This window comes from Microcoleus harperi Pol14_C6 (assembly GCF_036701295.1).
Classification (GTDB): Bacteria; Cyanobacteriota; Cyanobacteriia; order Cyanobacteriales; family Microcoleaceae; genus Microcoleus.
In genome coordinates, this window is the sequence record NZ_JAUBQN010000007.1 from 160471 (window position 1) to 184647 (window position 24177).

Below are 24177 nucleotides of genomic sequence, written 5' to 3' on the forward strand. Positions count from 1 at the left end.
GCTATCCGTGTAGTGGTGTTGGTAAGTGATAATTAGTAAGTAATAATTAGAAATTAGTAATTGGCAATTGGTAATCGGTAATTGTCAACCACTAACTAATGACTAATGACTACTGACTGCTAACTACTAACGCAAGCGCGTTCCGCCACCCGGTTGCAAACCCGGAATCCCGCCCGAAGATGGATTTTGGGATCTAGGCCGCGATCCGGGGGGGAAAGTAAGCAGCACTTTTTCATTTCCTTTCAAACCCGATCGCACTTCCGTCTTGTCATCCACCGTCATACCAGTCTTAATCGGCATAAAAGCAGGTTTGCCATCTTCTCCACCGGGAACAAAAACCCCCGTTTCCCTTTGTTGGCGGACAATTGCCGCAGTCGGGACTACCAAAACATTTTTAAGTTCACCGGCCTTAAACTCAACATTCACATTCATTCCCGATCGCAGCATTTCTTTATCGTCATTAATAATTGCCGCTTTTACCTCAAAACTTGTCACATTTTGCAGGACGATCGACTGAGGCGAAATTTGAGTGATTTTACCTGCAAAAGTCTTTTCCGCAAAAGCATCGGCTTGAATAGACGCAGCCTGGCCGATCTTAATCTGAGAAATATTAGTTTCTGCTACGTTTGCTACTAATTGATTTTTTGAAGCTAAGGACAAAATCGAAGAAGAAGTAGCCGAAGAAACCGCACTACCTGCCGTCGTGGGAGTCACAAAAGCGCCCGGATCGGCGTACTTGCGGGTGACAGTGCCGGTGAAAGGAGCCCGCAGCACAGTGTCGCCGATCAGCGCTTGAACGCTTTGCAGGCTGCCTCTAGCGGCGAGAACTTGGGCGCGGGCTTGGGCGATGTCTTCGGGGCGAGAACCGGCTTCTAGCAGCGCCAAAGCTTGCTGTTTTTGCTCGACGGCGGCCTGCGCCGCAGCGATTTCTTCCGCGCGTGCGCCCGATCGCGCCAGGGCCAAAGCTTGCCGTTTTTGCTCCACTGCGGCCCGCCCTGCAGCGATGTCTTCCGGGCGTGCGCCCGATCGCGCCAGGGTCAAAGCTTGCCGTTTTTGCTCCACAGCAGCCCGCGCCGAAGCGATTTCTTCAGGGCGAGTACCCGCTTGCAGCAAAGCTACAGCTTGTTCGGCTTGTCTGACTTGCGTTTGAGCTCGATCGCGCGCGGTGCGGGAGTTGTTGACAACTTGCAAAGCAATGGCTCCGGCATTATAGAGTTCCTGATTTCTCTGAAAGTCTTCCTCCGCTTGGTTTTTAGCGTATTCGGCATCTCTGAGTTTGGCGCTCGCTTGGGCGATGTCTTCAGGGCGATTGCCCTTGAGCAATTTTTGTAAATTTGCCTGTTGTTCAGCTAATTGTGCCTCAGCTACGGCAATATCCTGGCTTCGATTGCCGTTGAGCAATTTTTGTAAATTTGCCTGTTGTTCAGCTAGTTGTGCCTCAGCTACGGCAATATCCTGACTTCGATTGCCGTTGAGCAATTTTTCCAGACTTGCTTGTTGTTCTGCTAACACTGCCTTAGCCACAGCAATGTCCTGGGTTCGAGTGCCGTTGACCAATTTTTCCAGGTTTGCTTCGGCGGCTGCGAGTTGTCCGCGAGTTTGGGTAAGTTGCCCTTGGAGGTTGGAGTCGTCCATGTAGGCGAGAATCTGCCCTTGTTCAACTTTATCTCCTTCCTTGACAAGCAAACTTTTGAGCATCCCTGAAGTTTTGGGGCTGACGTTAACGGAACGTTCGGGCACAATTGTGCCGTTTGCCGAAATAGTAATCGGCAGGTTGACCCTTTCGACAGCAACGGTTTTTGCCTTGCGCCTGGTTTCGCGGCTGGATTTGACTGTGAGTTGGCTGTAAGCTGTGTAGCCGACTCCTGCAAGCAGGGAAGCGGCGAGGAGTCCGCTAACCCACGGAGTCAGCTCTTTTTTAATCTGAAAGTGCTTTACTAAGTACATATAAATTAGACATATCGGGCGTCTGTTCAATTTAGACCGATCGGGAACAGAAAACGTTCAATTATGATATTTTTAGTTAGGATCGATCGTTTGCCGCTCAAATCAACCGTTATGCGACAAGTCCTCTATGGGGGTGTGGCGGGAAGCCGATCTTTATAAGCACCTTTTTTCTGGTTGATTCAGAAGCGTTTAGGACTGCACCACAATCGTGGGAGCTATGATTTTGATCGAGTTCAAGATATTTACTGCGCAAATACGAATCTAGTTGGTAGAGACTATACTGGAAAATAATAGGAGGTTAGAGCAATGGATCAGCATCATCGATACTTGCGAATCGCCCTTGTTGTTGTCGGAATTGCCTTTCTGCTTGTCTATCCACTGATGAAGGTTTGGTCATCTGGCTGGTCATGGCAACCAGCCCAATACGAATACGAACAGATGATCGTCGGCATTTATGCGACGCTTGGTGTCTTTTTGCTGTGGGCTTCTCGAAAACCAGAAACACATCTCAGCTTAATCTGGTTCACCGTCTGGTCGAGTGTTGTCCACGGGCTGATCATGGCGGTACAGGCAGTGATTGATTCTGCAGAACGCGGACACCTCCTCGGCGATGTTCCAGCATTGATTTTGGTGGCAATTGTCCTTGGTTTCCTAGCGTCACGCGAAGTGGTGCCAAGTGAATGAACGGGCGCGGCAGAACAAATCAAATCCAGCAGACAGAAGAAAACCGGGGTGCTGAGTTAAAGACATCTACGGCCGCTGATTGAGCCGTTCGATCGCTCATTGTGCATTTTCTCGATGAGTACGAATCGCTGCTAAGTCAGCAAGATGTATCTCACCCCATTCGTAAAGCGTTGCGATCGGCTCAAGGAAAATTTCACCTAATGATGTTAGTGAATATTCAACCATCGGTGGAATATTGACATATTCTGCTGGAGCTTATATCGTGTCCGGGCGATCGCGTATAATCAGATCGAACAGATCGAACTTTTGAAAAGTTCGATCGCCAATTTCCTACTTAACAAACAGCCACTACACCCAACTCTGTAATCGCCACCTCCGGGCCCACCAAAGAAATATACGGTTCTACAAAATATTTCTTAGCAGCATCCCGCGCTTGTGAAGCTGTCACCTGTGCAATTTCTTCTTGAAACTGCTGGTCAAATTTAATTCCCAATCCCAAAATTTCGTACCAGCCTAAAACTTGGGCAATTTGCGAATTAGTTTGTTTTCCTAAAGCATATTGACCGAGCATTTTATTCTTGCAAGCTTGCAATTCTTCCTCGCTTAGTTCGGTGTTGGCGAGTCGGTCGACTTCTGCGCGCAATCCTTCAAAAGCAGTCGCCGTATTTTCCGGCGCCGTACCCATGTACACGACAAACTGAGCCGTGTCCAAGCGCGTCGCGTAGACTGCAGAAACGTCGTAAGCCAAGCCTCGCTTTTCCCGCAATTCCACAAACAATCGGCTCGACAAACCGTTACCCAAATAAGTATTCAGCAACTTAATCGCTGCGTAGTCGGGATTTTTGACAGAGGGTGCGAGGTAGCCCAGCATAATCACTGATTGCTGGGTATCTTGCGCCGTAACGACCGATTGAGGGGATGGGTACAGGGGGGGGACGTTTAAAGTTGGTAAGGGTGTTAAAGGCGCTTTCCAGTCTCCAAAAGTTCGATCGATCAGCGCGACCGCATCTTCAGTGGATATTCTGCCGGCGACAGAAATAACTACATTATCGGGACGGAAATAGGTTTTGTGGAACTCTTCGAGCTCGTTTCTGGTGAGCTTTGACATAGTAGCTTCCGTGCCCAAGGGAGAGAAAGCATAGGGGTGTTCCTGGTACATCGAGTGCCGCAATTGCTCGAAGGCGATCGCAAATGGCTGTTCTTGTTGCGATCGAATTGCCGATATGGCAATGCGCCGTTCGAGTTCGACTTCAGCTTCCGGGAAATTGGGCGATCGCGTCAATTGCGCCGCCAACTCCAAAATCTCCTCAAAATCCGCAGAAACCGTCTTCAAACTCACTAAAAAATAGTCTGTAGTAGAGTCGGCACTCAACCTCGCTCCCACCGATTCTACACGCTCGGCAATTTCCAGCGAAGACAGCCGATCGGTTCCCTTAGTCATTACCGCCGACAGCAAGTGACACACTCCTGCTTGTTCCGGCTGCACGTAGCGACTGCCGGCCCGCAGGAATATCCTAGCTGCAATAATATCTGCTGCTGGATTTTCTGCTGCTAAGACAACAATACCGTTGTCTAAAACCGTGCGCTGGATTTCATTTTTCATGGTTAATTTAGTTAGGAACTTGTACGCTCGCGTAGGTGAAGTATTGGTAATTGAAAATGGGTAATTGGTAGTGGGTAATTGGTAATCGGTAATTACTTGATTGCCATTTTTCTATTTTCCACGTGCATCTTGTATGATGTCATACCGGGCAGGGCCTGACCCACAACATCTAAATGTAACAACATCTATCCCCTAGGGTGCGCCCCAAGCACAAAGAAGCCCGGACAAATGCCGAACATCTATCCGGTACAAAAGATATTTATATTCACCAGCTTAACGATTAGATTGGTTTTAGCACCACTGCCGTATAGCGTCGCGGAGAGAGATATTGTTGAGCTAGGCGCTGGAGGTCTAATGGCCCAAATGCTTTAATCCTGGTGGGATAGCTAAGCGCTAATTCCGCAGTGGCGATCGTATTGTAATATCCGTAAAGACCGGCTAGCTGTCCCGGCGTTTCGAGCGAGAAAGCAAAATCGTTGCACAGCAAACGCTGACAGCGGAGCAATTCTACCTCGGAAACCGGCTCAGACTGCAATTCCCAAAGCCGATCGCAAATCCGAGATTCCACCTGTTCGACATCCTTCGCGTCCAAGACGGCACTGATAGTAAATAAGCTCGATTCCCGTTGCAGTGAGAAAGTGCTGTCGATCGCCTCTACCAATTGTAATTCTTCCCGCAGTTCCCTGACTAAACGCGAAGTCCGCCCGTCTGCAAGCAACACCGACAGCAAATCCAAGCCGCAAGCACTTTGCAAATGTTCCACTCCCGGCCCTGTCCAGGCCATCATCAGCCGCGCTTGTTCCAATCGGGGGAGACAGAGTTCCTGACGGCGAATTTCTATCAGTGGCGGTTCCGCCTCTGCGGTTAATTTGGGACAATCCCACCTGTCTGAAAACTGCTCGAATGCTTTCGCCGTGATATCCCTAGCCTGTTCTTCATCAATTCCCCCGACTACCACCACAGTCATATTTTCCGGCTGATAGTGCGATCGGTGGAAACACCGCATTTCGTGGGGAGTTCGCGACATCAGCAGCTCTTCCGTGCCGAGTACCGATCGCCTGTAGGGATGCCGCTGGTAAACTGTTTCCATCATGGCTTGGAAACCCAGCCAATCGGGATTGTCTTGAGCTTGACGGATTTCTTCGAGTACCACATCTCGCTCGCGATCGAATTCCCGATCCGGAATCGAAGCCCGCAACAGCAATTCTGCCAGCGGCTGGGCTGTTTCTGCTAAATAATCGGCTGCAGCGTTAACAAAAAAATGCGCGTAGTCGTGACTTGTAGCTGCGTTGGCGACACCGCCGCGATTTTCTATTACTTGGTCAAATTCTCCCGGCGCGATCGAATCCGTCCCTTTAAATATCATGTGTTCTAGAAAATGAGCCATTCCCGACCAAGAATCCGGCTCCAGCGTAGCGCCAGCCCTCACCCACACGTCTAGCGCGACCACCGGTGTGGCCGAAATCCGCTGGTGAATGACCGTTAACCCATTATTCAGCTTCCAGACATTGGCTGGGAATTCTAAAGCAGTGAGCAGTTGAGACAAGCTAGTTATTCTTAAACTTTAGTTAACTTCGGCTGCAACTATGGTAGCGCTTTACAGCTATGCGATCGGGATTAATTGATACAAAAGTCAGTCTTCAGTTGGCAGTTGTCAGTTGACTGTTGGCAGTTGGCGCTTGGTAGTTGTCAGTTGGCAGTTGTTATTAAGGGTAATTTCTGCTTTTTTCAAAAACGACCTTAGCATTAATTAAGTATCATTTCTTGGTTTAAAAGTCAATAGGTTGCGCGGGATATTAATGAATCAGTCGGGAGAAAGAGGATGTTATCAGAATATATCAATAAATTAAGAGATGTAAGAACACTAAAGACATTGAGAGGAGAAACGACAGATGGTAGCTACCCTAGAAGATACCAAGCGCCAAGCGATCGCCACTAAATTAGCAGACATGAAAGCGCTGCAAAACCTGTTGATCGCTAACGAGCAATTGTTCATCAATTCCTGCAACGACTCCGAACTAGCCCAGCGCTTCCGGGATATGCTCGAAGACGATCGCAAAAACTTGGGCGTATTAGAAACTACGATCGTGCAATACGGCATTCAAGCCGAACCCAAAGAAACCAGCACAAAAATGATTGAAGAAGTTCAGAAACTCATGCAAGGTTCTGAACTCACCATGTTTGAAAAAGTCAGCCAGCACGAACTGCTCAAACACAAACAAACAATGGCCGGTTTGTTAATTCACAAAGCTGCTCAAGTAGTCGGCGCCGACATCGAAGCTGCCATTACCCCGCTCAACACAGTTAACTTTGAGAACCGCGCTCACCAAGAACAACTCAAAGGAGTTCTCGAAATTTTAGGCGTGCGCGAACTGACCGGCAAAGACCCCGACCAAGGCGTTTGGGCTCGCGTACAAGATGCAATGGCAGCCATGACCGGCATCATCGGCGGTGCAGTTACCCGCAGCAAAGATGAGATGAACATCACCGAAATCATCTCAATGGATCACCGCAAAGCCGATACCCTATTTATGGAAATCGCAAGCACCGACGATCCTCAAAAACTACAAGAATTCTTCGGTCAACTTTACAAAGACCTCAGCGTTCACGCCGAAGCCGAAGAACAAGTTGTTTACCCAGCAATTCGCAGCTACTACAGCAACACTCAAGAACTTTACGACGAGCAAGCAGAAATGAAGCAAATGCTCGCCAAGATTAAGTCAATGAACCCGAGTTCTCCTGAGTTCAAAGCCCAAATCAAACAGCTCCAAACAGCAGTTCAGGATCACGTAAAAGAAGAAGAAAACGATATGTTCCCTCAAATTCGCCGCAACTTGAGCGAAGCACAAATGGAACAAATGGCTACTCAATTCAAAGCAGCCAAAAGCACCATCCAGCAAGAAATGGCTAACCTCAGCTAATTCAGCAGCGAGCTAATTGTAGCTCTAGGTGAGCTCAAAACTAGCTAAACTGCAACCTATCAATCCCGCTACCGACGTAGCGGGATTACTGTTTTGTGTAAACGTCACCAATGTTAAAAAACTAATATCAAATCTGTTATAGCAATCCTTGCAGGAGTCGTAAATTTTTTACCCCACCCCAACCCTCCCCTTGCCAAGGGGAGGGAGTAAGAAATTCACAAATGATGCGAGGACTGCTATAGCATCGGAATTATTTATCTATCTATTCTCGACAAGCGCGTGAATCAGCGTCAATTCCTTGTAATCTGCGGTTCAGCAATTCTTTTTTTTGCCGCAGATGAGGGAATATCAACACAGATTAACGCAGATTAATTGTATCAATTTCGTTTGCATCGTCCGTGATTGTTGACCCTTCGGCGAAGCTAAGTGGGTATCACTGTTAACTGGATTTTACACCCGATGATGCTAGCAGATTGAATATAAAACTAAAAAAATGAATAAACCCGCCCTAGGTAACGTGGTTGTGGGGGCGGGTTTATTTAGATTGTGAGTTATAGTCAGAGGTTGTGGGTGAAAGTTCCCCGACAAAATGCGGTTATTTATATATTAACTCGCGCCAAATCTACCCGTTAATAACAGATCCGCCGTTGGGATGCAAAATTTGACCCGTCATGTAAGACGAATCTTTTGAAGCTAAAAACACGTAACTGGGGGCAACTTCATCGGGTTGACCGGCGCGTCCCAATGCTGTGTCTGCACCAAATTTCTCAACTTTTTCTTCAGGGAAAGTTGCAGGAATTAGAGGCGTCCAAATCGGGCCGGGGGCGACTCCGTTGACGCGAATTCCTTTCTCAGCTAAACTTTGAGACAAAGAGCGGGTAAAGGCAACAATTGCTCCTTTTGTGGAGGAGTAATCTAATAATTGTTGATTGCCTTTGTAGGCGGTGACAGAGGTAGTGTTGATAATTGCACTTCCTTCTTTGAGGTGTTTGAGAGCGGCTTTTGTGAGATAAAACATCGAGAAAATGTTGGTGCGGAAGGTGCGCTCTAATTGTTCGGCGGTGATGTTTTCGATGCTTTCTTGGGGATGTTGTTCGGCGGCGTTGTTGACTAAGATGTCGAGGTGGCCAAATTCTTTAACTGTTTGTTCTACAAGGTTTTGACACACGCTTTCGTCGCCGATGTCGCCGGCGATCGCAATACAGCGCCGGCCTTGTTGTTCGATCGCCTCTTTGGTTTTTTTGGCATCATCATCTTCGTTGAGATAACTGATGACCACGTTAGCGCCTTCCTTGGCAAAGGCGATCGCCACCGCACGCCCGATACCGCTGTCTCCGCCGGTAATTAAGGCTACTTTGTCCCGCAATTTGTCGCTACCGCGATAGCCCTCCGCGAAGGACTGAGGTTGCGGGGTCATTTGCGATTCAATACCGGGTTGCTGTTCTTGATGTTGAGCCGGATTGGTTTGTTGTTGAGTTGGCATAATATATTCCTCTACGTTCTACCTCTATAAATAAAGATTTTCTTGAGGCGGGGAATCGGTCTTTTTGCCGATCGTGTCCTACTACTAAAGACAGTAATTAAAGAGATAAATCAACCCGTCATCCAAGTTTATGGTGGTGGAGGGCTGGTTTATCTAAGTTGTGAGTTTTCCTCAAAGATTGTCGGTAAAACCCGCCCCTAGGAGTATCGGGATATATTTGTTGTAGAGGCGGGTTTCACGAACAATATTTCCGGTAATTAAATAAATAGATAAACCCGCCCCGTGAGCCTCTAATTATTGTCACAACAGCAAAAAGCACGCCAAAAAATGATTTGACGTGCAGTTTAAAGAAGCTAGTTGCTAATTGCTGAGTCTAGAACTAGAAACCCAACCTAACATTAAAAGAAGGAAGGCGATTGATCAGCAGTGCCCACCATCAATTTAGAGTCCTTTTTGTTGAGACCGTTGTCTTCTAAAAACTGTAGAACCAGCCCACTCACCTCGCGTTGCAAATCGGCCCCGTTAACCAAGTGGCTAAAACCTTCAGTCTTCTGATCTGCGATAAAGTTACCGATGCTGCTGGCCTGTACCTCAGCCACCGCTGAAGGGACGAAGTTATTCAGCACATCATCATTCGGGATGCTAGAACCAGTTACCACACCCGTGCCGCCAGTCAACGGATCGGTGGTAGCACCAGTTGAGTCTGTTGTCGGTACTGGCGCTGGCACGATCGGCGTTACAACACTATTTGGCCCCGGTACCGTTAAAGTAACAGGGTTAGGCCCTGTCGGAATGGGGAACGGGTTGGGAACGCCCGGAGCGTTGAAAACTTCCAAGAGCGAGTAGGTGCCCGGAGCTAAATTGGTGAACAGGGCAATACCGTTAGCATCACTCCTTACCAGAGGCTCGGTACCAGGATCGTAGCGGCCGTTCCGGTTGAAATCCAAGGTGAACGGGATGCCCTCCAAAGGAGGCTCGCCCGGATCTTGAATTCCGTTGCGGTTGTCGTCGCGGAACTTCTTAACTGGCTCGTTAATGTTAACGATCTGCTCGTTGCCCACCAAAGCACAAGTAAACGTTTGGTTTGCGCCCAGAACGATGTCCAGTGGTTGAGTAGTTTGGCGGAGGTTGGGCTGCTGGACTTCCCGGACTCGGTATATACCGGGGGTCAAATTGCCAAACTCCCAGCGGCCGAACTGATCGCTGAGGGTACTTGCTTCTCCCGCATCAAGGGCGTCGTTACCGTTGCTGTCGAGGTAGATTGTGACCCCTGCGATCGGCGTTTCAAAGCCGTCTCGGTAGCCGTTGCGGTTCAGATCTTGGAATTTGCACCCAGTGATGCGGCTGTTGGGGGTGTTGCCAAAGATGACGTTGGCATCTTCAGTGCTGACGTTGAACTGCACCCGAGCCGGAGTAGTAGGACTAAAACCAGCTTGCGGCACTTCCCGAACCACATAATTGCCCGGTTCCACGTTGGTGAAAGCGGCGCGTCCGTTGGCGTCAGTTACTCTCGACTGTTCCCCTGTGTCGAGGACGCCGTTGTCGTTGGCATCAAGGTAGGCCGTGACGCCGGCAATGCCCCCTTCCTCGGGAGTGTTGCCCGGTTCGTAACGACCGTTAGCGTTCTTATCGTTGTATTTGAAGATGTTGATGTTGGGGCGCGTATTCCCGACACCATCGCCGCCTGGATTTACCGGAATGGGGGTGAAGAAGACTGCGGGTTCCGGGTTGACCGGCGGGAACGGGGGCGGAAAGTTCGCCGAAACGACCCGCTGGCCGCCCGGAACTGTTGGATCTGCCACTATGAAAGGCAGCGTTCCCTGCTGTCGCGATTGGGGCCCGGGGGCTGTGACTTCTACCGGGTTCTGCGTAGTTGAAATTGGCGGCTGGTTGGGTATGAATTTTTCAAAGGTTTCCAATACAGAGTAGCTGCCAGCTCTCAAATCTCTGAAGGTAGCCCTACCATCAGCGCCAGTGAGCTGCTGCGGTTCGCCCGGGTCTGTCTTGCCGTTCCGGTTCAAATCGAGGATGAACGGGATGCCGGAGAGGGGAACTTCGCCTGCATCTTGGATGCCGTTGGCGTTGTTGTCCCGGAATTTGAAGATCGGGATTTCGTACAGGGGAGTGTTGCCCACTTGAGCGCAGGCCCAGATTTCGTCGAAGCCGAGGTTAATGTCAAGCAGGGAGATGTTGCCGGGGGGAGTGCTTTGGGGAAAATCTTTTTCTAAAGGTTCAGTGCCCGGCCCGTTGGCTCGCTCTTCCCGAATCCGGTAAAGCCCTGGCTGCAAATTGGTGAATCGATACTCGCCGTTTCTATCAGTTAAGGTACTGGTGTCCCCTTCATCTAGCTGACCGTTGTTGTTGGCATCGATATAGATTCTGACGTTTTCCATCGGGGGTTCACTCCCGTCTCGAAAGCCGTCGTTATCTACGTCGAGGTATTTGCAGCCAATAATCTGACCGCCACCTGTAGCATTACCGAACAACACTGTGGCATTAATGCCCGCTAGGGTGACGACGACTGGGTTGGGAGTTGTCGGGGTGAATCTGGGTGGCGGGATTTCCCTGACAGTATAAGTGCCTGGAACCAAGCCTGGAAATACGAAGTTTCCGCTGGCGTCTGTCAACGTCGAGCGTTCACTTGCCTCGCGAGTGCCGTTGTTATTGGTGTCAATAAAGATTTCGACGTTGGCGATTCCCGGTTCGCCTGCATCTCGAATGCCGTTGCGGTTCCGGTCGTTGAACTTGGTACCCTGGATACCCGCAGGAGCGTTGCCAAAATTGATGGTTGGCGGTAGCACTATTGGGGGTAATACAGGACTTACCTGACTAGCATATTTTTCTGCCATGATTTTCTGTTCCTTCACACCTAAATCTACGTAAGCTACAGGCTACTGTATCACTTTGTCAATCAGCAGTTAGCTGCTGCTAGCGACTGACGATCGCTACTCAATCATACATACGTCTACGTTGCTCGAAGGTTCCTCATCTAACATCAGGCTTACTCCAGCTTGGTCGCACGAGATTATATCAGGTTTTGAATAACGGTGGCAATTTGAGCGCAATATCTTCAAGATTGGCGCCCTGAGTTCTTCTGCCCGTGGACACTTGCTTTTTAGAGCTGGAAAAACGTTAAGATTCACTGCACCTCGGTGACTTGAGCGACCATGCCACGAGGGCGATCGCTCTTGGGGAATTGTCTGATAATTCCTAAAAACAGGTATGATACTGCCTCTGAATCTTGCTCCCCCTATACAAGCCAGCTTTGGGGTTCCCGGAACTCTGGCTATGCGTTGGAGGTTTCCAACAATAGGGTATCACGCGATCGCCCTTTAACCTCTTCCTAATTTTTATCTGCGGTTTGGGATTCGGGGCTATCTAGTTTTGTGTCACCCTACATAGCCTAGAAATCTCTCGCGCCCATCGGCACACACGACTGAGCGATCGCCCCCTTATTTAATTCATTTTTCTTGACAAAATTACCAATTTGTGCATTTAACTCCAGACCGACATTCTGTTGCCCAAAGTTAGGAATATTGCCTAAATTCGCAAAAAATCCATCACTCAAAAATTTACTAATTCGATCACTATCACGACACTGGCTCAAAAGCAAGCGATCTACCCCCATATTTCCCGCAGGTTCGCTCGCATAGCTGCTGCCATCCGTCAGCGGATCGCCCTTGAAGGATTTAGTTGACCTACCCTCAGCCTCTCCCGTCACCAAATCGATGCTGCTAGCCCGAATATCTGCCGAGACAACAACTACCGCAGGCGGAGTTGTTTGAATGAAACCCGGCGGCTGAACTTCGCGGACAACATAACTCCCTACCGGAACATTGCGGAAACTGTAATTGCCCTGAAGGTCGCTTAAGGTACTCGCTTCGCCCGGATCTAAACTGCTGTTGTTGTTGAGGTCGATGTAAATTTGAGTGTTGGCGATCGGGGGTTCCCCGGGATCTAGGCGGCCGTTGGCGTTAAAATCGTTAAATTTCACACCGCTGATCGTGCCCGTCACCAACACGTTACCAAAGCTGAGATTAGTGGCATTCGTGCCGTTGCCCACGGTGATTGGAGTCGGATTGGGCGTAGTTTGTCGAAAACCGGGCTGCGGGACTTCCCTCACCACATAGGTACCTTGAGGCAAATTGATAAAAGAGAAATTACCTTCGGGGTTTGTTAAAGTCGCAGGTTCACCCGGATCTAAACTGCCGTTGTTGTTGAAATCAAGGTAAATCGGCCAGTTGGCAACTCTCGGTTCCGTCGGTTCGTTGATGCCGTTAGCGTTGAGGTCGTTGAACTTGAAGCCGCTGATGCTGCCGGTAGGAAAATTGTTGCCGAAATTGACGCCGACAGCATTGGTATTGCCGGTTATGTCGATCGGGCCTGGATTTGGCGTAGTCTGTACCCATCCCGGTTGCTGCACTTCCCTCACCAAATATCGGCCGGGAGAAACATTGGCAAAAGTGTAGTTGCCTTGCGGGTTGGTGATGGTGTTGGCTTCGCCCGGATCAAAGCTGCCATTGCCGTTGAAGTCGAGGTAAATTGGCCAGTTGCTCAGAGGCGGATCTGTCGCATCTCTGACGCTGTTGGCATTGAGGTCGTTGAACTTGATCCCGCTGATGCTGCCGACAAAAAAGACATTGCCAAAATTGATGTTGTTGACAGTGGCGTTGGAAGTAACGTTAATGGGCCCAGGGTCAGGCGTGGTTTGGAGAAAACCTGGTTGCTGGACTTCTCTCACCAAATATGTATCTGCAGGAATATTGACAAAAGCGTAATTGCCTTCAACGTTGGTAAAAGTAAAAGGTTCGTCGCCGTCTAGCCTTTTGTTGCGGTTGAGGTCGAGGTAAATTTGCCAGTTAGCTAGCCCTTGTTCCCCGAGATCTCGGCTGCTATTGTTGTTGATGTCGTTGAATTTTGTGCCTGCGATCGTCCCTGCGTTAAAGTTGTTGCCAAAATTGATATTGCCAGCGTTTGTCCCGCTGGTAATCGTGATGGGTGCGGGATTTGGGGTAGTTTGGCGAAAGTTCGGCTGCTGGACTTCCCTAACTTGGTAAGTTCCCGGCGGCAGGTTGGCGAAGATGTAGTTGCCTTGCGGGTTTGTAAGGGTGGAAGGTTCGTTAATTTCTGGCTGGCCGTTGTTGTTGAGGTCGAGGTAGATTTGCCAGTTGGGAATGGGAACTTCTCCGGGATCTGGGAGGCCGTTGGCGTTGAAGTCGTTGTATTTGGTGCCGCTGATGCTGCCGACTTGGAAGTTCCCTATGTTGACGTTGCCGATGTCTATTTGGCTGGCGGTTCTGAATTCGGACATGGTGTTGCTGGGGCCCAATGAACGCGGTTCAATGTTTTCTGTAGGGCAATCTAGCAGTTTTTTTGCCAATTGCAGCTATTTCAGGGGATAAATTATTTTTAGGAAAGGGAAGGGGAGAAAAGTTGTGAGTTTTGATTTAACTGGTTCGCAGGCATAGCCAGGGAATCAGTTAATGCCTTATGCCCAATTCCCTATGCCGAAATTCCCAATTTTTTCCAGATTTGATGTACGATCGCTACCAGTTTTCCAGAGGTCGAATTCCCAATGTCCCAAAACTTGACAGCAAGCTGGAATGACGCCCGCGAGGTTCCCAGTTTGCTCTTCGGCTGGAGTTTGTGCTGTTTATTGGTAATGGGATCGATCGCCCCTACTCCTGCTGTCGCACAGCTACCTACCTCCGAACAGAGTAACAGCAACAACCCGATCGCTCAAACAGGGGCGATCGTCCGCCCCGCAATCAAATTGGGCAGCCGCGGCTCGGAAGTGATCGAACTCCAAGCTGCTCTTAAATTGTTGGGCTTTTACACTGACACTGTAGACGGGATTTTCTCGCAAAGCACCGCTAGAGCTGTGTCTCAGTTCCAGGAATCAGCAGGTCTGCCTCCCGACGCCATAGTCGGTCAAGATACTTGGAATCGGCTGTTTCCTGCGACTCCGAGCGCGATCGAAAACCCGATCGCCAACGCTCCTGTAACTGGCGACAACTCAGAGATTAACCCCCAAGCGCAGTCAACCAATTTTCCGGTTTTGAGAAGACGAATGCGGGGGGAGGCAGTCAGAGATTTGCAAGAACGACTGCGGGTCAAGGGATTTTTGCGGGTGAGTGCTGACGGCGTGTTTGGCGCGGAAACTCAAGCTGCTGTCAAGGCGGCTCAGCGACAATATCAACTGCCAGCAGACGGCATAGTCGGCCGCGCAACTTGGGAAGCTCTGCTGCGTTGACAGCAAGCGCACAGTGCCGGGTACGCACGTTGCGGTATCGGGCGATCGTACAAATTGTTAATAATCGCTTTTGGAAGTATTTCATCACATCAAAAAGTGTCAAGTTTGGTAAACAAAGTGTTTTTATGCGGGCAGTTGGTGTTAACTTAAAAACATGAGGGGCAAAACCAAGAAGCACAAAAAACTTGGATAAAAAATTTGGAATTAGAGTATTTGTCCCGCTCGGCTCTAGTCCGCAGGCAACGCCTGAACCGTGTAGCTTATTAGCAAAGAAAGGTTGACATTGCGCTCGGAATTGGTTAAATAGCTTGAGGCTATTGGATTAATCAAAAGTTGCGATCGCACAACAGTCAAACACAGAAGTCTGAATAGACTCCGCTGATAGCTAGCTCGTCCGCAGAGTAGTTGCAAAAAAGTTCACCTTAGTTGTAGTTTGCTGAAACTCAGCAGAGCTAAAAACCCACTTGAATCAACTTAATTTACAAACTTTTTAGGGTCTGGCATCCGATATGCTAGGCCCTAAAATTTTGTTGTTGGTTATTGGTTATTGGTTATTGGTTAAGCTCCTTTAAATGCCGAACAGCTTAGCGGGAAAGGATATTCCCAATGCCCAATGCCCAATTTCCAATAACTATTTAATCTCCTCAATTCGAGCATTCAAACCGTTAGCGCTGAGCATTTGTAGCAATTCCTCAGCTTTTTCGCGTTCCCGAAAAGCACCGGCTTGCATCACCGATCGCCCGCTGGAAAAAGAGCGAAAAGCATCGGGAACGAGGGATTGCATTTTTTGTCGATCGCGCCAACTGTCGGTATCCACCACAACTCGATACCGGAAACCCAAAGCTCTGGCTCGATCGAATGACGGCGAATTATCCTCGGCATCGGGCAAAGAATTCCCCCCTAAAGGTGCAGGTACATAGCCACCCCTTCCGATAGGAATGTTGCGGGCCGGAACCGGCAATCTACCCTCGGAAGAAACCGAACTCGAACTATCAAAATTGGGGGGAATCATTGGTTGCTGTACCGAACTTTCCGAAATCGATCGAAAATTCGGATCGGGCACGGGAATTGCGATCGCGCCTTGGACTACCGATGAAGCAGCGACATTCCTCGGAGAAAGTTCTTGCTGCAACTCAGCGCTTGGCTGTACGGGTCGAGTTTGCACTGGTCGCCTGGAAACTGGCGCAGGCGGGGGAAGTGGGGATATTTCAACTCTGGGACTTAGCCGCCCGGGAGTGTAAGCAGGGAGAGAAGTGTCTGGGCCACCGGTTCTGGGGGGTCGATCGGTCGTTAGCTGCAAAGCACTTCCCCCCATTGGCCCAGGGGTAAAAGTTCCCGCCACATCAACCGATCCCGTCGTCCGGCTGCTCAACAATTGATTGCCGTAAGCGGGGATTACTTGACCTTTGGCTGCATTGTTCACATCGTACTGACCGTTGTTGCGAATAACATTGCCCCCCGGTTCGGTGGCAGTTCCCAAATCCGGCAGAGAACTCGATATCGCCACAATTCCGTCCCGGCGATTACTCTCGATATAATTGTTACGCAGCACAGGTCTAGCATTAGCTTGCACCACCACGCCATCTTTATTGTGAGTAATTTTGTTACCGATTAGCAGAGGCGAAGCGTTCTGCGCTACATTCACCCCAAATCCGGTGTTTTCAAACACATTATCTCGAACTTCCGGCTGGGAACTCCCAAAAATCGTAATGCCGTTAGCTCCATTTTTCGAGAAAACATTCCCGCCAATCGTCGGCCTGGAAGTACCCACTACCGAAATGCCGTCGTGAGTGCTGCCAGAAAAAGTATTGTTGACAACCGTTGGAGAACTCGATTCGATCCACAAAGCGTAACCGCGATCGTTGGTATTCGTCACCGTCACCCCGCTGAGTCCCGCCCCGTCTGCGCCTAAAATCGCGATATTTTGACCCGCCGAAGTCGGACTGATAAAATATCCTCCGCCTTTGATGACAATATTCTGACCGCGAGTGTTGGGATTTCCCTGAACTGTCACGCTGGGCCTGAGCATTAATGGAAATTTTTCGCCAGTTTGCTCGCTGTAAGTACCGGGCGCTAGCAAAATCGCTGTCTTGGGAGGGGCCACGCTCAAGGCGTAGGTAAGGGTTTTGAACGGAGCTCGATCGCTGCCGTTGCCCCCCGTGTCGCTGCCGCCGGTCGAGCTGACGTACAGTATGTTAATGTCGCTCTGCAGCGTCTGAGAAAGTAGCTGCACTCCGGGTATCCCGGCAGCGATAACTGACGGTTGATGGTTGCAAAGGGCGGTCATCGCAAAAACGAGCAGAAGGCAAGAACTCAAACAAGATTTTTGCGATCGATTTTCTTTGCACTCGCTATATTGAGAATTTAGGAGCATAAATAAACCCCACTGATTTGCGATCCGAGTTCCGCTTCCCGATTTCGGTGTCGGGTTTTCGCGATCGCACTTTGATTTCACCCGCCTGCTGGGGTTTTCTTCTGTTAATCTTTTGTGTTGTTCTGCTAACCTCACGGCTCTCCTCCGAAGTGTGGTATGCAGTTTAACGATTCCACTCTCATCAAGTTTGATCTATTATGCTTTGTTTTCATCAAATTCAATAAAACTTAAAAAATTATTGTCGAATTTACATCGGTTTATGCCAAAATTAAGCCGCCTGCTTTGCCACAATCTTGACGGCGTGGGAGAATATAGCGGGTTGATTGGTAAGATTAATTATAATTAGGGTGGTTCTGAATGACCGACAAACAAAACAGAACTTTACCGGCACAGCCAGCCCTCTGCCGGATTTTAGATGCAAATTTAGATCGATCGCGCGAAGGGTTGAGAATTATTGAAGAATGGTGCAGGTTTGGTCTCAACAACGCCGATTTAGCAGGCGAGTGCAAGCAACTGCGTCAAGAATTGGCTGCTTGGCACGTCGCAGAACTTCGCAGTGCTAGGGATACGCCGGCCGATCCGGGTACGGAGTTGACTCACCCGCAGGAAGAGCAGCGTTCGAGCATTCAGCAGCTACTGGAAGCGAATTTCTGTAGGGTGGAAGAAGCTCTGCGGGTACTCGAAGAGTATGGCAAAATTTACGATCGGAATATGGGGGCGGCTTTTAAGCAGATGCGCTATCGGGTTTATACTCTCGAAAGCAATTTGCTGGCTTACCGGCGCTACCAGCAGTTACTTCGATCGCAGTTATACCTTGTAACTTCGCCGAGAGACAACTTGATGGGAGTGGTGGAAGCTGCTTTGCAAGGCGGACTGACTTTGGTGCAGTACCGCGACAAAACCTCGGACGACGGCGCAAAGCTGGCTAACGCGCGCCAGTTGTGCGAACTTTGTCACCGCTACGATGCCTTGCTGATTGTCAACGATCGCGTGGATTTTGCGATCGCAGCAGATGCCGACGGCGTACACTTAGGACAGGGAGATTTGCCTGTAGCGGAAGCGCGCAAGTTGCTCGGCCCGGGACGGATCATCGGTCGTTCTACTACGAATGGCGAGGAAATGCAGCGAGCTATTGAAGAGGGAGCCGACTACATTGGAGTTGGGCCGGTTTACCACACTCCTACTAAACCTGATAAACAGGCGGCAGGTTTGGACTATGTGCGGTATGCTGCTGATAAGTCGCCGATTCCGTGGTTTGCGATCGGCGGAATTGATATCAACAACATCGATGAAATATTGAATGCCGGAGCTCAAAGAGTTGCCATAGTACGCGCAATTATGGAAGCAGAACAGCCTACTTTAGTCACGCAGTTTTTCATCTCGCAGTTGATTAGGATGCAGAATCTGAAAGCTCAGAAAGCTTTGCACGGAAAAAGCTAGGTTGATTTGCGATTCGTAGGGCGGGTTTAGCACAGGAAATCTGTGCATAAAATATAATTTTGTTACAAAACCCGCCCTAAAAACAGATATTTTACTGATGATAAATCAAATTGCGCTGCAAGTTAACGGAGAAACCCGCAATTGTGCGATCGACACACCGTTACCAGAATTACTAAAACAATTGGGATTAAACCCGCGCTTGGTGGCTGTCGAGTACAACGGGGAAATTCTGCACAAACAATTTTGGGAAACTACACAGATGCAAGAGGGCGACATCTTAGAAGTTGTCACAATTGTCGGAGGAGGCTAGACAATTTTTAGGAGTAAAAACGAGAGTTTTTCCTGCTTCTCTGGTTCTTGGTAAGCACCCACAGTCCTTTCTCCGGCGAAACAAATTGCAAAAAGCTCTGCCTCCTGTAAATTTCTAATAACATAGAAAATCAGGAGGCAGAGCCTTGCTTATATGCGTTCCCAGGCATAGCCTAGGAAGGAGGAATTAATATCGCAATTAAACAGCGACAGCTTCAGCCACGGACTCAGCCGCAGGTGCTGCTACAACAGGATAAATGCTGACTTTCTTGCGAGTTTTGCCTTTTCTTTCAAAAGTCACCACACCGTCAATCATGGCAAACAGAGTATCATCTCTGCCGATACCAACATTATTACCGGGGTGAACTTTAGTGCCGCGTTGACGGATCAAAATGTTGCCAGCTTTGACAACTTGACCGCCGTACTTTTTGACACCCAGACGCTGAGAATTAGAGTCGCGTCCGTTACGTGTACTGCCTGTACCTTTCTTGTGGGCCATAATATCCTCAACTGTATTTACTATGTTTTATTCTGAATCAGTTTCGGCGGTTTGGGGGGTTTCCACAACAGCTTGAGTTAAGTCTCTAGCGGCTAAGACTGTACCGTTGACGCTAATCGAGTCAATCATAAAGCGAGTTGTTTCTTGACGGTGCCCTTTTTTCTTCCGAGTTTTCTTTTTCGGCTTCATCTTGTAGACGAGGACTTTGCGGCCCCGGAAATGCCGTAGAACCGTTCCTTCTACCGTGGCATTTTCTAGTAGAGGCTGGCCGATATGAACCTCGCCTTCGTGCTGGATCAGAAATACTTTGTCTATGGTGACTTTGGATTCAGCTTCAACGTGAAGCAGTTCGATGTCGTAGAAGCGGCCTGGTTCTACCCGAAATTGTTTGCCGCCGGTTTCAATGATTGCGTAAGTCATGGGATGGTGGTTGAAATTGCCGTACAGGTAGCTGATGAGTCATTCGTCATTCGTCGTTGTGGACTTTTGACTGCTGACTGCTCTCCAGCTTTTGGAATGTCTTAACCTGATCCGAGCCGGATTTAGACAGACAATCTACTATTATTGCGAATTGTTGTATTTTTGTCAAGGTAAAAGGCACTTAATCTTTTCTAATTGTTAGTTTGAGAACAAATTGGTAGGGAATTTTTATGAACAGGCTTTCGGGGCTGTTCCACAAAGAGTGAATTTTCTTGTGGGGTCGGCCTGAGAGTCCGCGCCCGAAAGACCGATCGACCTTATTCTCTCCAAAAGGTCGATCGAAGGGGATTCAAGCCGTCGCAGAACATTTGCGCGATCGTAACAATTCCAAAGCTTGCTGTTTCACCCTACCCTCCATCACCTCTTTTTGCAAATTAATAAAAGCCTCAAAATCTTCTAAACCGTACTTAGTCATCTGCAACTGCTGTCGCAACTGTTCTTCGGCCTCAACCGTTAAGTAACCTGTTGCCAAAGCTTTGCGGACAATTTTACTGATTAAAGTCATAGTAGCTTCACCCTGAATACACCTACGTTAAAACACTGAAGTTTTGTCAACCGACTAACTCACCTTTTAGTTTGTTTCATAATTACCCTTGAAATAGGTTAAATCTACCTTAAGGTCTATGTAAATAAAGTTATTTTTGATACATTGATTATACAGTAGCGATTTTAAATGTAGAGTGCGGTTAAATTGGTATCTTGAGTTTATGTCAGACAACCTTATCGTTCAAATACTTTACATCTACCTTAAGGCATATTTAAACATAGCGATTTGTGACATTGGCAATTGTATCGATATTAAATGTAGAGTCCGATTAAATTTGTGTATTTAGTTTCTGTCTAACAACAGCCGCCATTCTCTCACAGCAAAAGGAGGAACCAGCAATTCTGTTTCTTTTTGATTTTTTACGGGGAAATTCAACCGCAAAGGTCGATTACTTGCCAATTGTGTAATTATTGATTTGATATCGTATTCTCCGACATTAATTGGCAAATCCGACTTGCTCCAAATATCTTTTGCCGTGCCAATTTCGCGCTTGCCCGCAGCAACTTTCAGCGGAACCGGGTGCTGCAATTCTGTTCCTGGAAATCCCACTAATCTCAGATTTAAAGACTTTACTACTCCCGATTTGACTCGCTTGTACAAAACAACTTGCCATGCTTTGTCATCTGTATCGCGCAGGCTTTGTACGGATCGGAACATTACTGTCTCGGCAGTTTCTGGATATTTGTGAATCGAGGCGAAAGCGGGCGGGTTGACAGCTAAGATTAGATACAAACACAAGCTAATTGCAGTTAAAGCCTTGAAGAGGGAAGGTTTTGTACTGAGATTGTTCATAGGATGACCAAAATATCGCTTGTTACCCAGAAGTTTAATAGATAAAACAGTAGGGTACGTCGCACGCACCCTACTACTCATTTTAAACCTAGATGAATCCAACTGCCTGCTTAGACGGGAAGAGCATAAAAAGCAACCCCCTCATCCCGGAAATCTGACCTCTGCTGTACCAGCCGCCGCTGGTTTGGGTCTGCGGTGAAAAAGTGTGTAATATTTTGCGGATTTTCCCGTTCCCTCGCCAGGTTGGTAAAACGAAAGACGGGTATCGCACCCGAAACGGCCGTGTTATATGAATTGAAAGCATCCCCGTCAGCACGGAACTGGGGTAAGTTGTCGCGAACAAACTGTATCTCACCAGGTTTATTCGTATAGAAAAAGGTTCCTGATGCCGTATTGAAGAAGCGTTGAACCTTGGCGTTACCGGCGGCTGGAGCGATAAATTCATCGCCTTCACTCTGGTAACGAGCAGGGTTGCTTAGTCGGTCATTTTTCTCTGTCGGGTCTGTAGTATAAAAATGCCCTCCTGCCACCTTATCAAAGAAACGCCGGACGGGAAGATTGCCTGTTAGAGGGTCCCCGCTACCGCCGGGGATGATGTTGCCTCCTGCATCTAAAGTCGCACCTGTTACGGCGTCTTTCAAGGCGACATTGCCAGTGGGAGTTGAAACCTGTAATGTGAAAGGCTGAGGAAGTGGTAGGAAGCTACCTGAGCTAGTCACGCGGACTACATAGTCCACGCCAGGCTGAGTTGTAAGCGGGGGAGCAGTACCACTTGGTAGGTCACCAACACCCGGCGCTATTTTTGAGTTGAGGCTGCCGCCGCTATCATCATCCTGAGCAACAAGACGACCCGTATCAGCGACATTTGCACCCTTGCTGCCTTTGGGTATCTCAAAGACTTGCACGAAAGGGTCATAGTCAGCGTTCAGATCTCTAAAAAGATCGATTGATATTGGCTGATTAACTAACTGTACCTCTAAGATGTAATCTTTAGCGCGAGTTGTTGCACCAGCACCGAGGGGAACTTGGATATTCTTGTCTGTTGCAGTTAGCTGATTTCTCAGTTGAATTGATGCCATTTAAGCTGTCCTATTAACTTTTCTGATAGCAGGTGTTATAAAATCCTACCTTCTACATTTATAAAACACTCAATATCGATAAGTTACCTAAGAGCTATTAGTATTTTTATTAGGTATTTTTGTGAGAACTACACCAGATTAAAATTATTTTTTAAATTAAATTAAAAATAATTAACAATACTTAGCGGGACTTAAACAAAGTTTATCTTGAAAAGAGCCTCAAACCCAGTCGCTATAATGGTTTCAGATCGTTTCTTTTTGCTATTCTGTTACTACAACTGGTTCGAGCCTCGATTACCCGGAGCGAGCTAAACTATTTACCCACAGCCGAATACAAGCCGATTTTAGTCAGCAATTTGTTTGAGTCCCGTTAGGAAAGTTTTTGAATGAGAGCCTAAAAGTGCCATTCTACCGTTTGTATCGGGGCTGGATGAAAGCCTGAAACCCTGATTATATAGTTAGCGATTGAAAACTATCCTAAGTGTTATTATAGAATTCGTCCGCCTATCTACTAAATTTTGCATATTATACAGATAGAACAGACAGAAGTGCATTTAGAGGAGGAACGCCAGAAAGCAGAACGGTTAGCTTCCCCATTGCGTGCTGCAGGAATTGAACCAGAAGTTTGATGGATCAAAAAGTAGGGTGCGTGCGGGGCACCCTACAACTCATATTTAAACCTATAAAAGTTGGTAGTCATGCAAGCGTAAGGATAAAAGGGGATTAAAGTGGTTGAGCTACCATTATCAAAACCCTGACTTTGCACCACTACCTAAAAGTTAAAATCGCTCGCTCTTTTTAGGCTTGCGGTTGTCAAGCCGATATTCCCTCTGACACGACTTACAACACAACAAAGACAGCAGCCGTTAGAGCGCTTTGAGCTGCACCTTGGACTACGCCCAAATAATTGCTGCCGAGTTTAATAGCCGTACTACTAACAGCCGCTCCACCATTTAGACCTAAATTCACAGCCTCAAAAGTCAGACTGCCAAAAGTGTTGCCGTCAGTTAAAGCAATTCTATCTCCTGCGGTGAAGTCTACAATCACATCAGCATCCCCTAGAGTACCTGAAGCGGCCACACCTCCTGCTAAGATAAACGTATCATTTCCAGGCCCGCCAGTGAGAATGTCTTGACCGCGATCGCCACCGAGAAGATCGTCACCTGCGCCACCATTGAGAACATCATTTTCTTTGCCTCCCCGGATAGTGTCATTACCATCTCCTCCAGTCAAGCTATCATTGTCATTGCCGCCAAGTATCTGGTCACTTCCTGCACCGCCATCAATGTTATCGGACTCTTTACCGCCAGACAGAATATCGTTGCCCCCGCCTCCGTTAATTACATCACCACCTTGCATTCCGTTGATGTTGTCAACACCCTCTGTGCCTGTAATATTGTCTCGACCAGATAAAGCCAAGATTTGTTTACCAGCCGCCCCAGGGATTGATGCCAGCGAAATATTGTCATCACTGTCTGAGAGGTTGTAAAACTCACCGCGTACAGTATTTGCTGGTTGTCCGGTAGGATTTCCAGGGCCGGGGGAACTGATTGGGGGTACGACAATGGATACAGGCGTGCCCGGAGTTGGAGTTGGAGTCGTTATCGGAGTTGGAGTTGGAGTCGTTATCGGAGTTGGAGTTGGAGTCGTTATCGGAGTGGGAGTGGGAGTCGGAGTCGGCATCCCTACCGGAGTGGGAGTGGGAGTCGGAGTCGGCATCCCTACCGGAGTGGGAGTGGGAGTCGGAGTCGGCATCCCTACCGGAG

The 24177-nt window shown here is 48.4% G+C and carries 19 protein-coding genes; 5 read left to right on the forward strand and 14 right to left on the reverse strand.

The genetic code is table 11. The features are described from left to right. Positions 1–126: 126 nt before the first annotated feature. Positions 127–1947, reverse strand: a complete 1821-nt coding sequence (locus QUA27_RS08075) for an efflux RND transporter periplasmic adaptor subunit (RefSeq protein ID WP_333067366.1) — start codon at positions 1945–1947, stop codon at positions 127–129. 306 nt (positions 1948–2253) lie between these two features. On the opposite strand from QUA27_RS08075, the gene QUA27_RS08080 reads away from it, so the two are divergent. Beyond that, complete coding sequence (locus tag QUA27_RS08080; protein ID WP_333067367.1) at positions 2254–2631, forward strand: DUF6632 domain-containing protein; 378 nt, start codon at positions 2254–2256, stop codon at positions 2629–2631. Between the two features lie 96 nt (positions 2632–2727). Here QUA27_RS08080 and QUA27_RS27320 read toward each other — a convergent pair whose 3' ends face one another. From QUA27_RS27320 to QUA27_RS08095, 3 genes are all read right to left on the reverse strand, one after another. Then, positions 2728–2856 (reverse strand): hypothetical protein, encoded by a 129-nt coding sequence (locus QUA27_RS27320; RefSeq protein WP_445251478.1) that lies wholly within the window; start codon positions 2854–2856, stop codon positions 2728–2730. A gap of 109 nt (positions 2857–2965) precedes the next feature. Further along, positions 2966–4234: a M16 family metallopeptidase gene (locus QUA27_RS08090; RefSeq protein ID WP_333067369.1), complete on the reverse strand. Its 1269-nt coding sequence runs from the start codon at positions 4232–4234 to the stop codon at positions 2966–2968. 280 nt (positions 4235–4514) lie between these two features. Further along, positions 4515–5780, reverse strand: coding sequence for a M16 family metallopeptidase (locus QUA27_RS08095; RefSeq protein WP_333067370.1), 1266 nt, complete (start codon positions 5778–5780; stop codon positions 4515–4517). Positions 5781–6126: 346 nt separating this feature from the next. Between QUA27_RS08095 and QUA27_RS08100 the strand changes: the two genes are divergently transcribed. Further along, positions 6127–7155 (forward strand): hemerythrin domain-containing protein, encoded by a 1029-nt coding sequence (locus tag QUA27_RS08100; RefSeq protein ID WP_333067371.1) that lies wholly within the window; start codon positions 6127–6129, stop codon positions 7153–7155. 622 nt (positions 7156–7777) lie between these two features. Here the strand turns inward: QUA27_RS08100 and QUA27_RS08105 are convergent. The 3 genes from QUA27_RS08105 to QUA27_RS08115 all read right to left on the reverse strand — a co-directional run bounded on the left by QUA27_RS08105 (position 7778) and on the right by QUA27_RS08115 (position 13949). Then, the gene (locus QUA27_RS08105) at positions 7778–8638 is read right to left on the reverse strand and encodes an SDR family oxidoreductase (RefSeq protein ID WP_333067372.1); all 861 of its coding nucleotides are present in this window, start codon (positions 8636–8638) and stop codon (positions 7778–7780) included. 398 nt (positions 8639–9036) lie between these two features. After that, positions 9037–11487 (reverse strand): MSCRAMM family protein, encoded by a 2451-nt coding sequence (locus QUA27_RS08110; RefSeq protein ID WP_333067373.1) that lies wholly within the window; start codon positions 11485–11487, stop codon positions 9037–9039. A gap of 554 nt (positions 11488–12041) precedes the next feature. After that, positions 12042–13949, reverse strand: coding sequence for an SdrD B-like domain-containing protein (locus tag QUA27_RS08115; RefSeq protein ID WP_333067374.1), 1908 nt, complete (start codon positions 13947–13949; stop codon positions 12042–12044). A 264-nt stretch (positions 13950–14213) separates the two neighbouring features. Here QUA27_RS08115 and QUA27_RS08120 point away from each other — a divergent pair, with 264 nt between their 5' ends. Continuing rightward, positions 14214–14891 (forward strand): peptidoglycan-binding domain-containing protein, encoded by a 678-nt coding sequence (locus QUA27_RS08120; RefSeq protein WP_333067375.1) that lies wholly within the window; start codon positions 14214–14216, stop codon positions 14889–14891. 631 nt (positions 14892–15522) lie between these two features. On the opposite strand, the gene QUA27_RS08125 is transcribed toward QUA27_RS08120, so the two are convergent. Next, entirely contained in the window at positions 15523–17400 is a 1878-nt protein-coding gene (locus QUA27_RS08125) for a DUF1565 domain-containing protein (protein ID WP_333067376.1), read from the reverse strand. A 222-nt stretch (positions 17401–17622) separates the two neighbouring features. Between QUA27_RS08125 and QUA27_RS08130 the strand changes: the two genes are divergently transcribed. Together QUA27_RS08130 and thiS are read left to right on the forward strand one after the other, a co-directional pair. Further along, positions 17623–18705, forward strand: a complete 1083-nt coding sequence (locus QUA27_RS08130) for a thiamine phosphate synthase (protein WP_333067377.1) — start codon at positions 17623–17625, stop codon at positions 18703–18705. A 97-nt stretch (positions 18706–18802) separates the two neighbouring features. Continuing rightward, complete coding sequence (thiS, locus tag QUA27_RS08135; protein ID WP_190738130.1) at positions 18803–19015, forward strand: sulfur carrier protein ThiS; 213 nt, start codon at positions 18803–18805, stop codon at positions 19013–19015. A 198-nt stretch (positions 19016–19213) separates the two neighbouring features. On the opposite strand, the gene rpmA is transcribed toward thiS, so the two are convergent. The 6 genes from rpmA to QUA27_RS08165 form a co-directional block, all read right to left on the reverse strand. Then, on the reverse strand, positions 19214–19513 hold the full coding sequence (gene rpmA / locus QUA27_RS08140) for a 50S ribosomal protein L27 (protein WP_333067378.1): 300 nt from the start codon (positions 19511–19513) through the stop codon (positions 19214–19216). 27 nt (positions 19514–19540) lie between these two features. Continuing rightward, complete coding sequence (rplU, locus tag QUA27_RS08145) at positions 19541–19933, reverse strand: 50S ribosomal protein L21 (protein WP_333036112.1); 393 nt, start codon at positions 19931–19933, stop codon at positions 19541–19543. A gap of 349 nt (positions 19934–20282) precedes the next feature. Beyond that, entirely contained in the window at positions 20283–20498 is a 216-nt protein-coding gene (locus QUA27_RS08150) for a hypothetical protein (protein WP_015176895.1), read from the reverse strand. Between the two features lie 324 nt (positions 20499–20822). Further along, on the reverse strand, positions 20823–21332 hold the full coding sequence (locus tag QUA27_RS08155) for a DUF3122 domain-containing protein (protein WP_333067379.1): 510 nt from the start codon (positions 21330–21332) through the stop codon (positions 20823–20825). Between the two features lie 110 nt (positions 21333–21442). Beyond that, complete coding sequence (locus QUA27_RS08160; RefSeq protein ID WP_333067381.1) at positions 21443–22411, reverse strand: hypothetical protein; 969 nt, start codon at positions 22409–22411, stop codon at positions 21443–21445. A gap of 840 nt (positions 22412–23251) precedes the next feature. Beyond that, positions 23252–24177, reverse strand: a 926-nt coding sequence (locus QUA27_RS08165; RefSeq protein ID WP_445251479.1) for a calcium-binding protein, incomplete at its 5' end; no start/stop codon positions are given.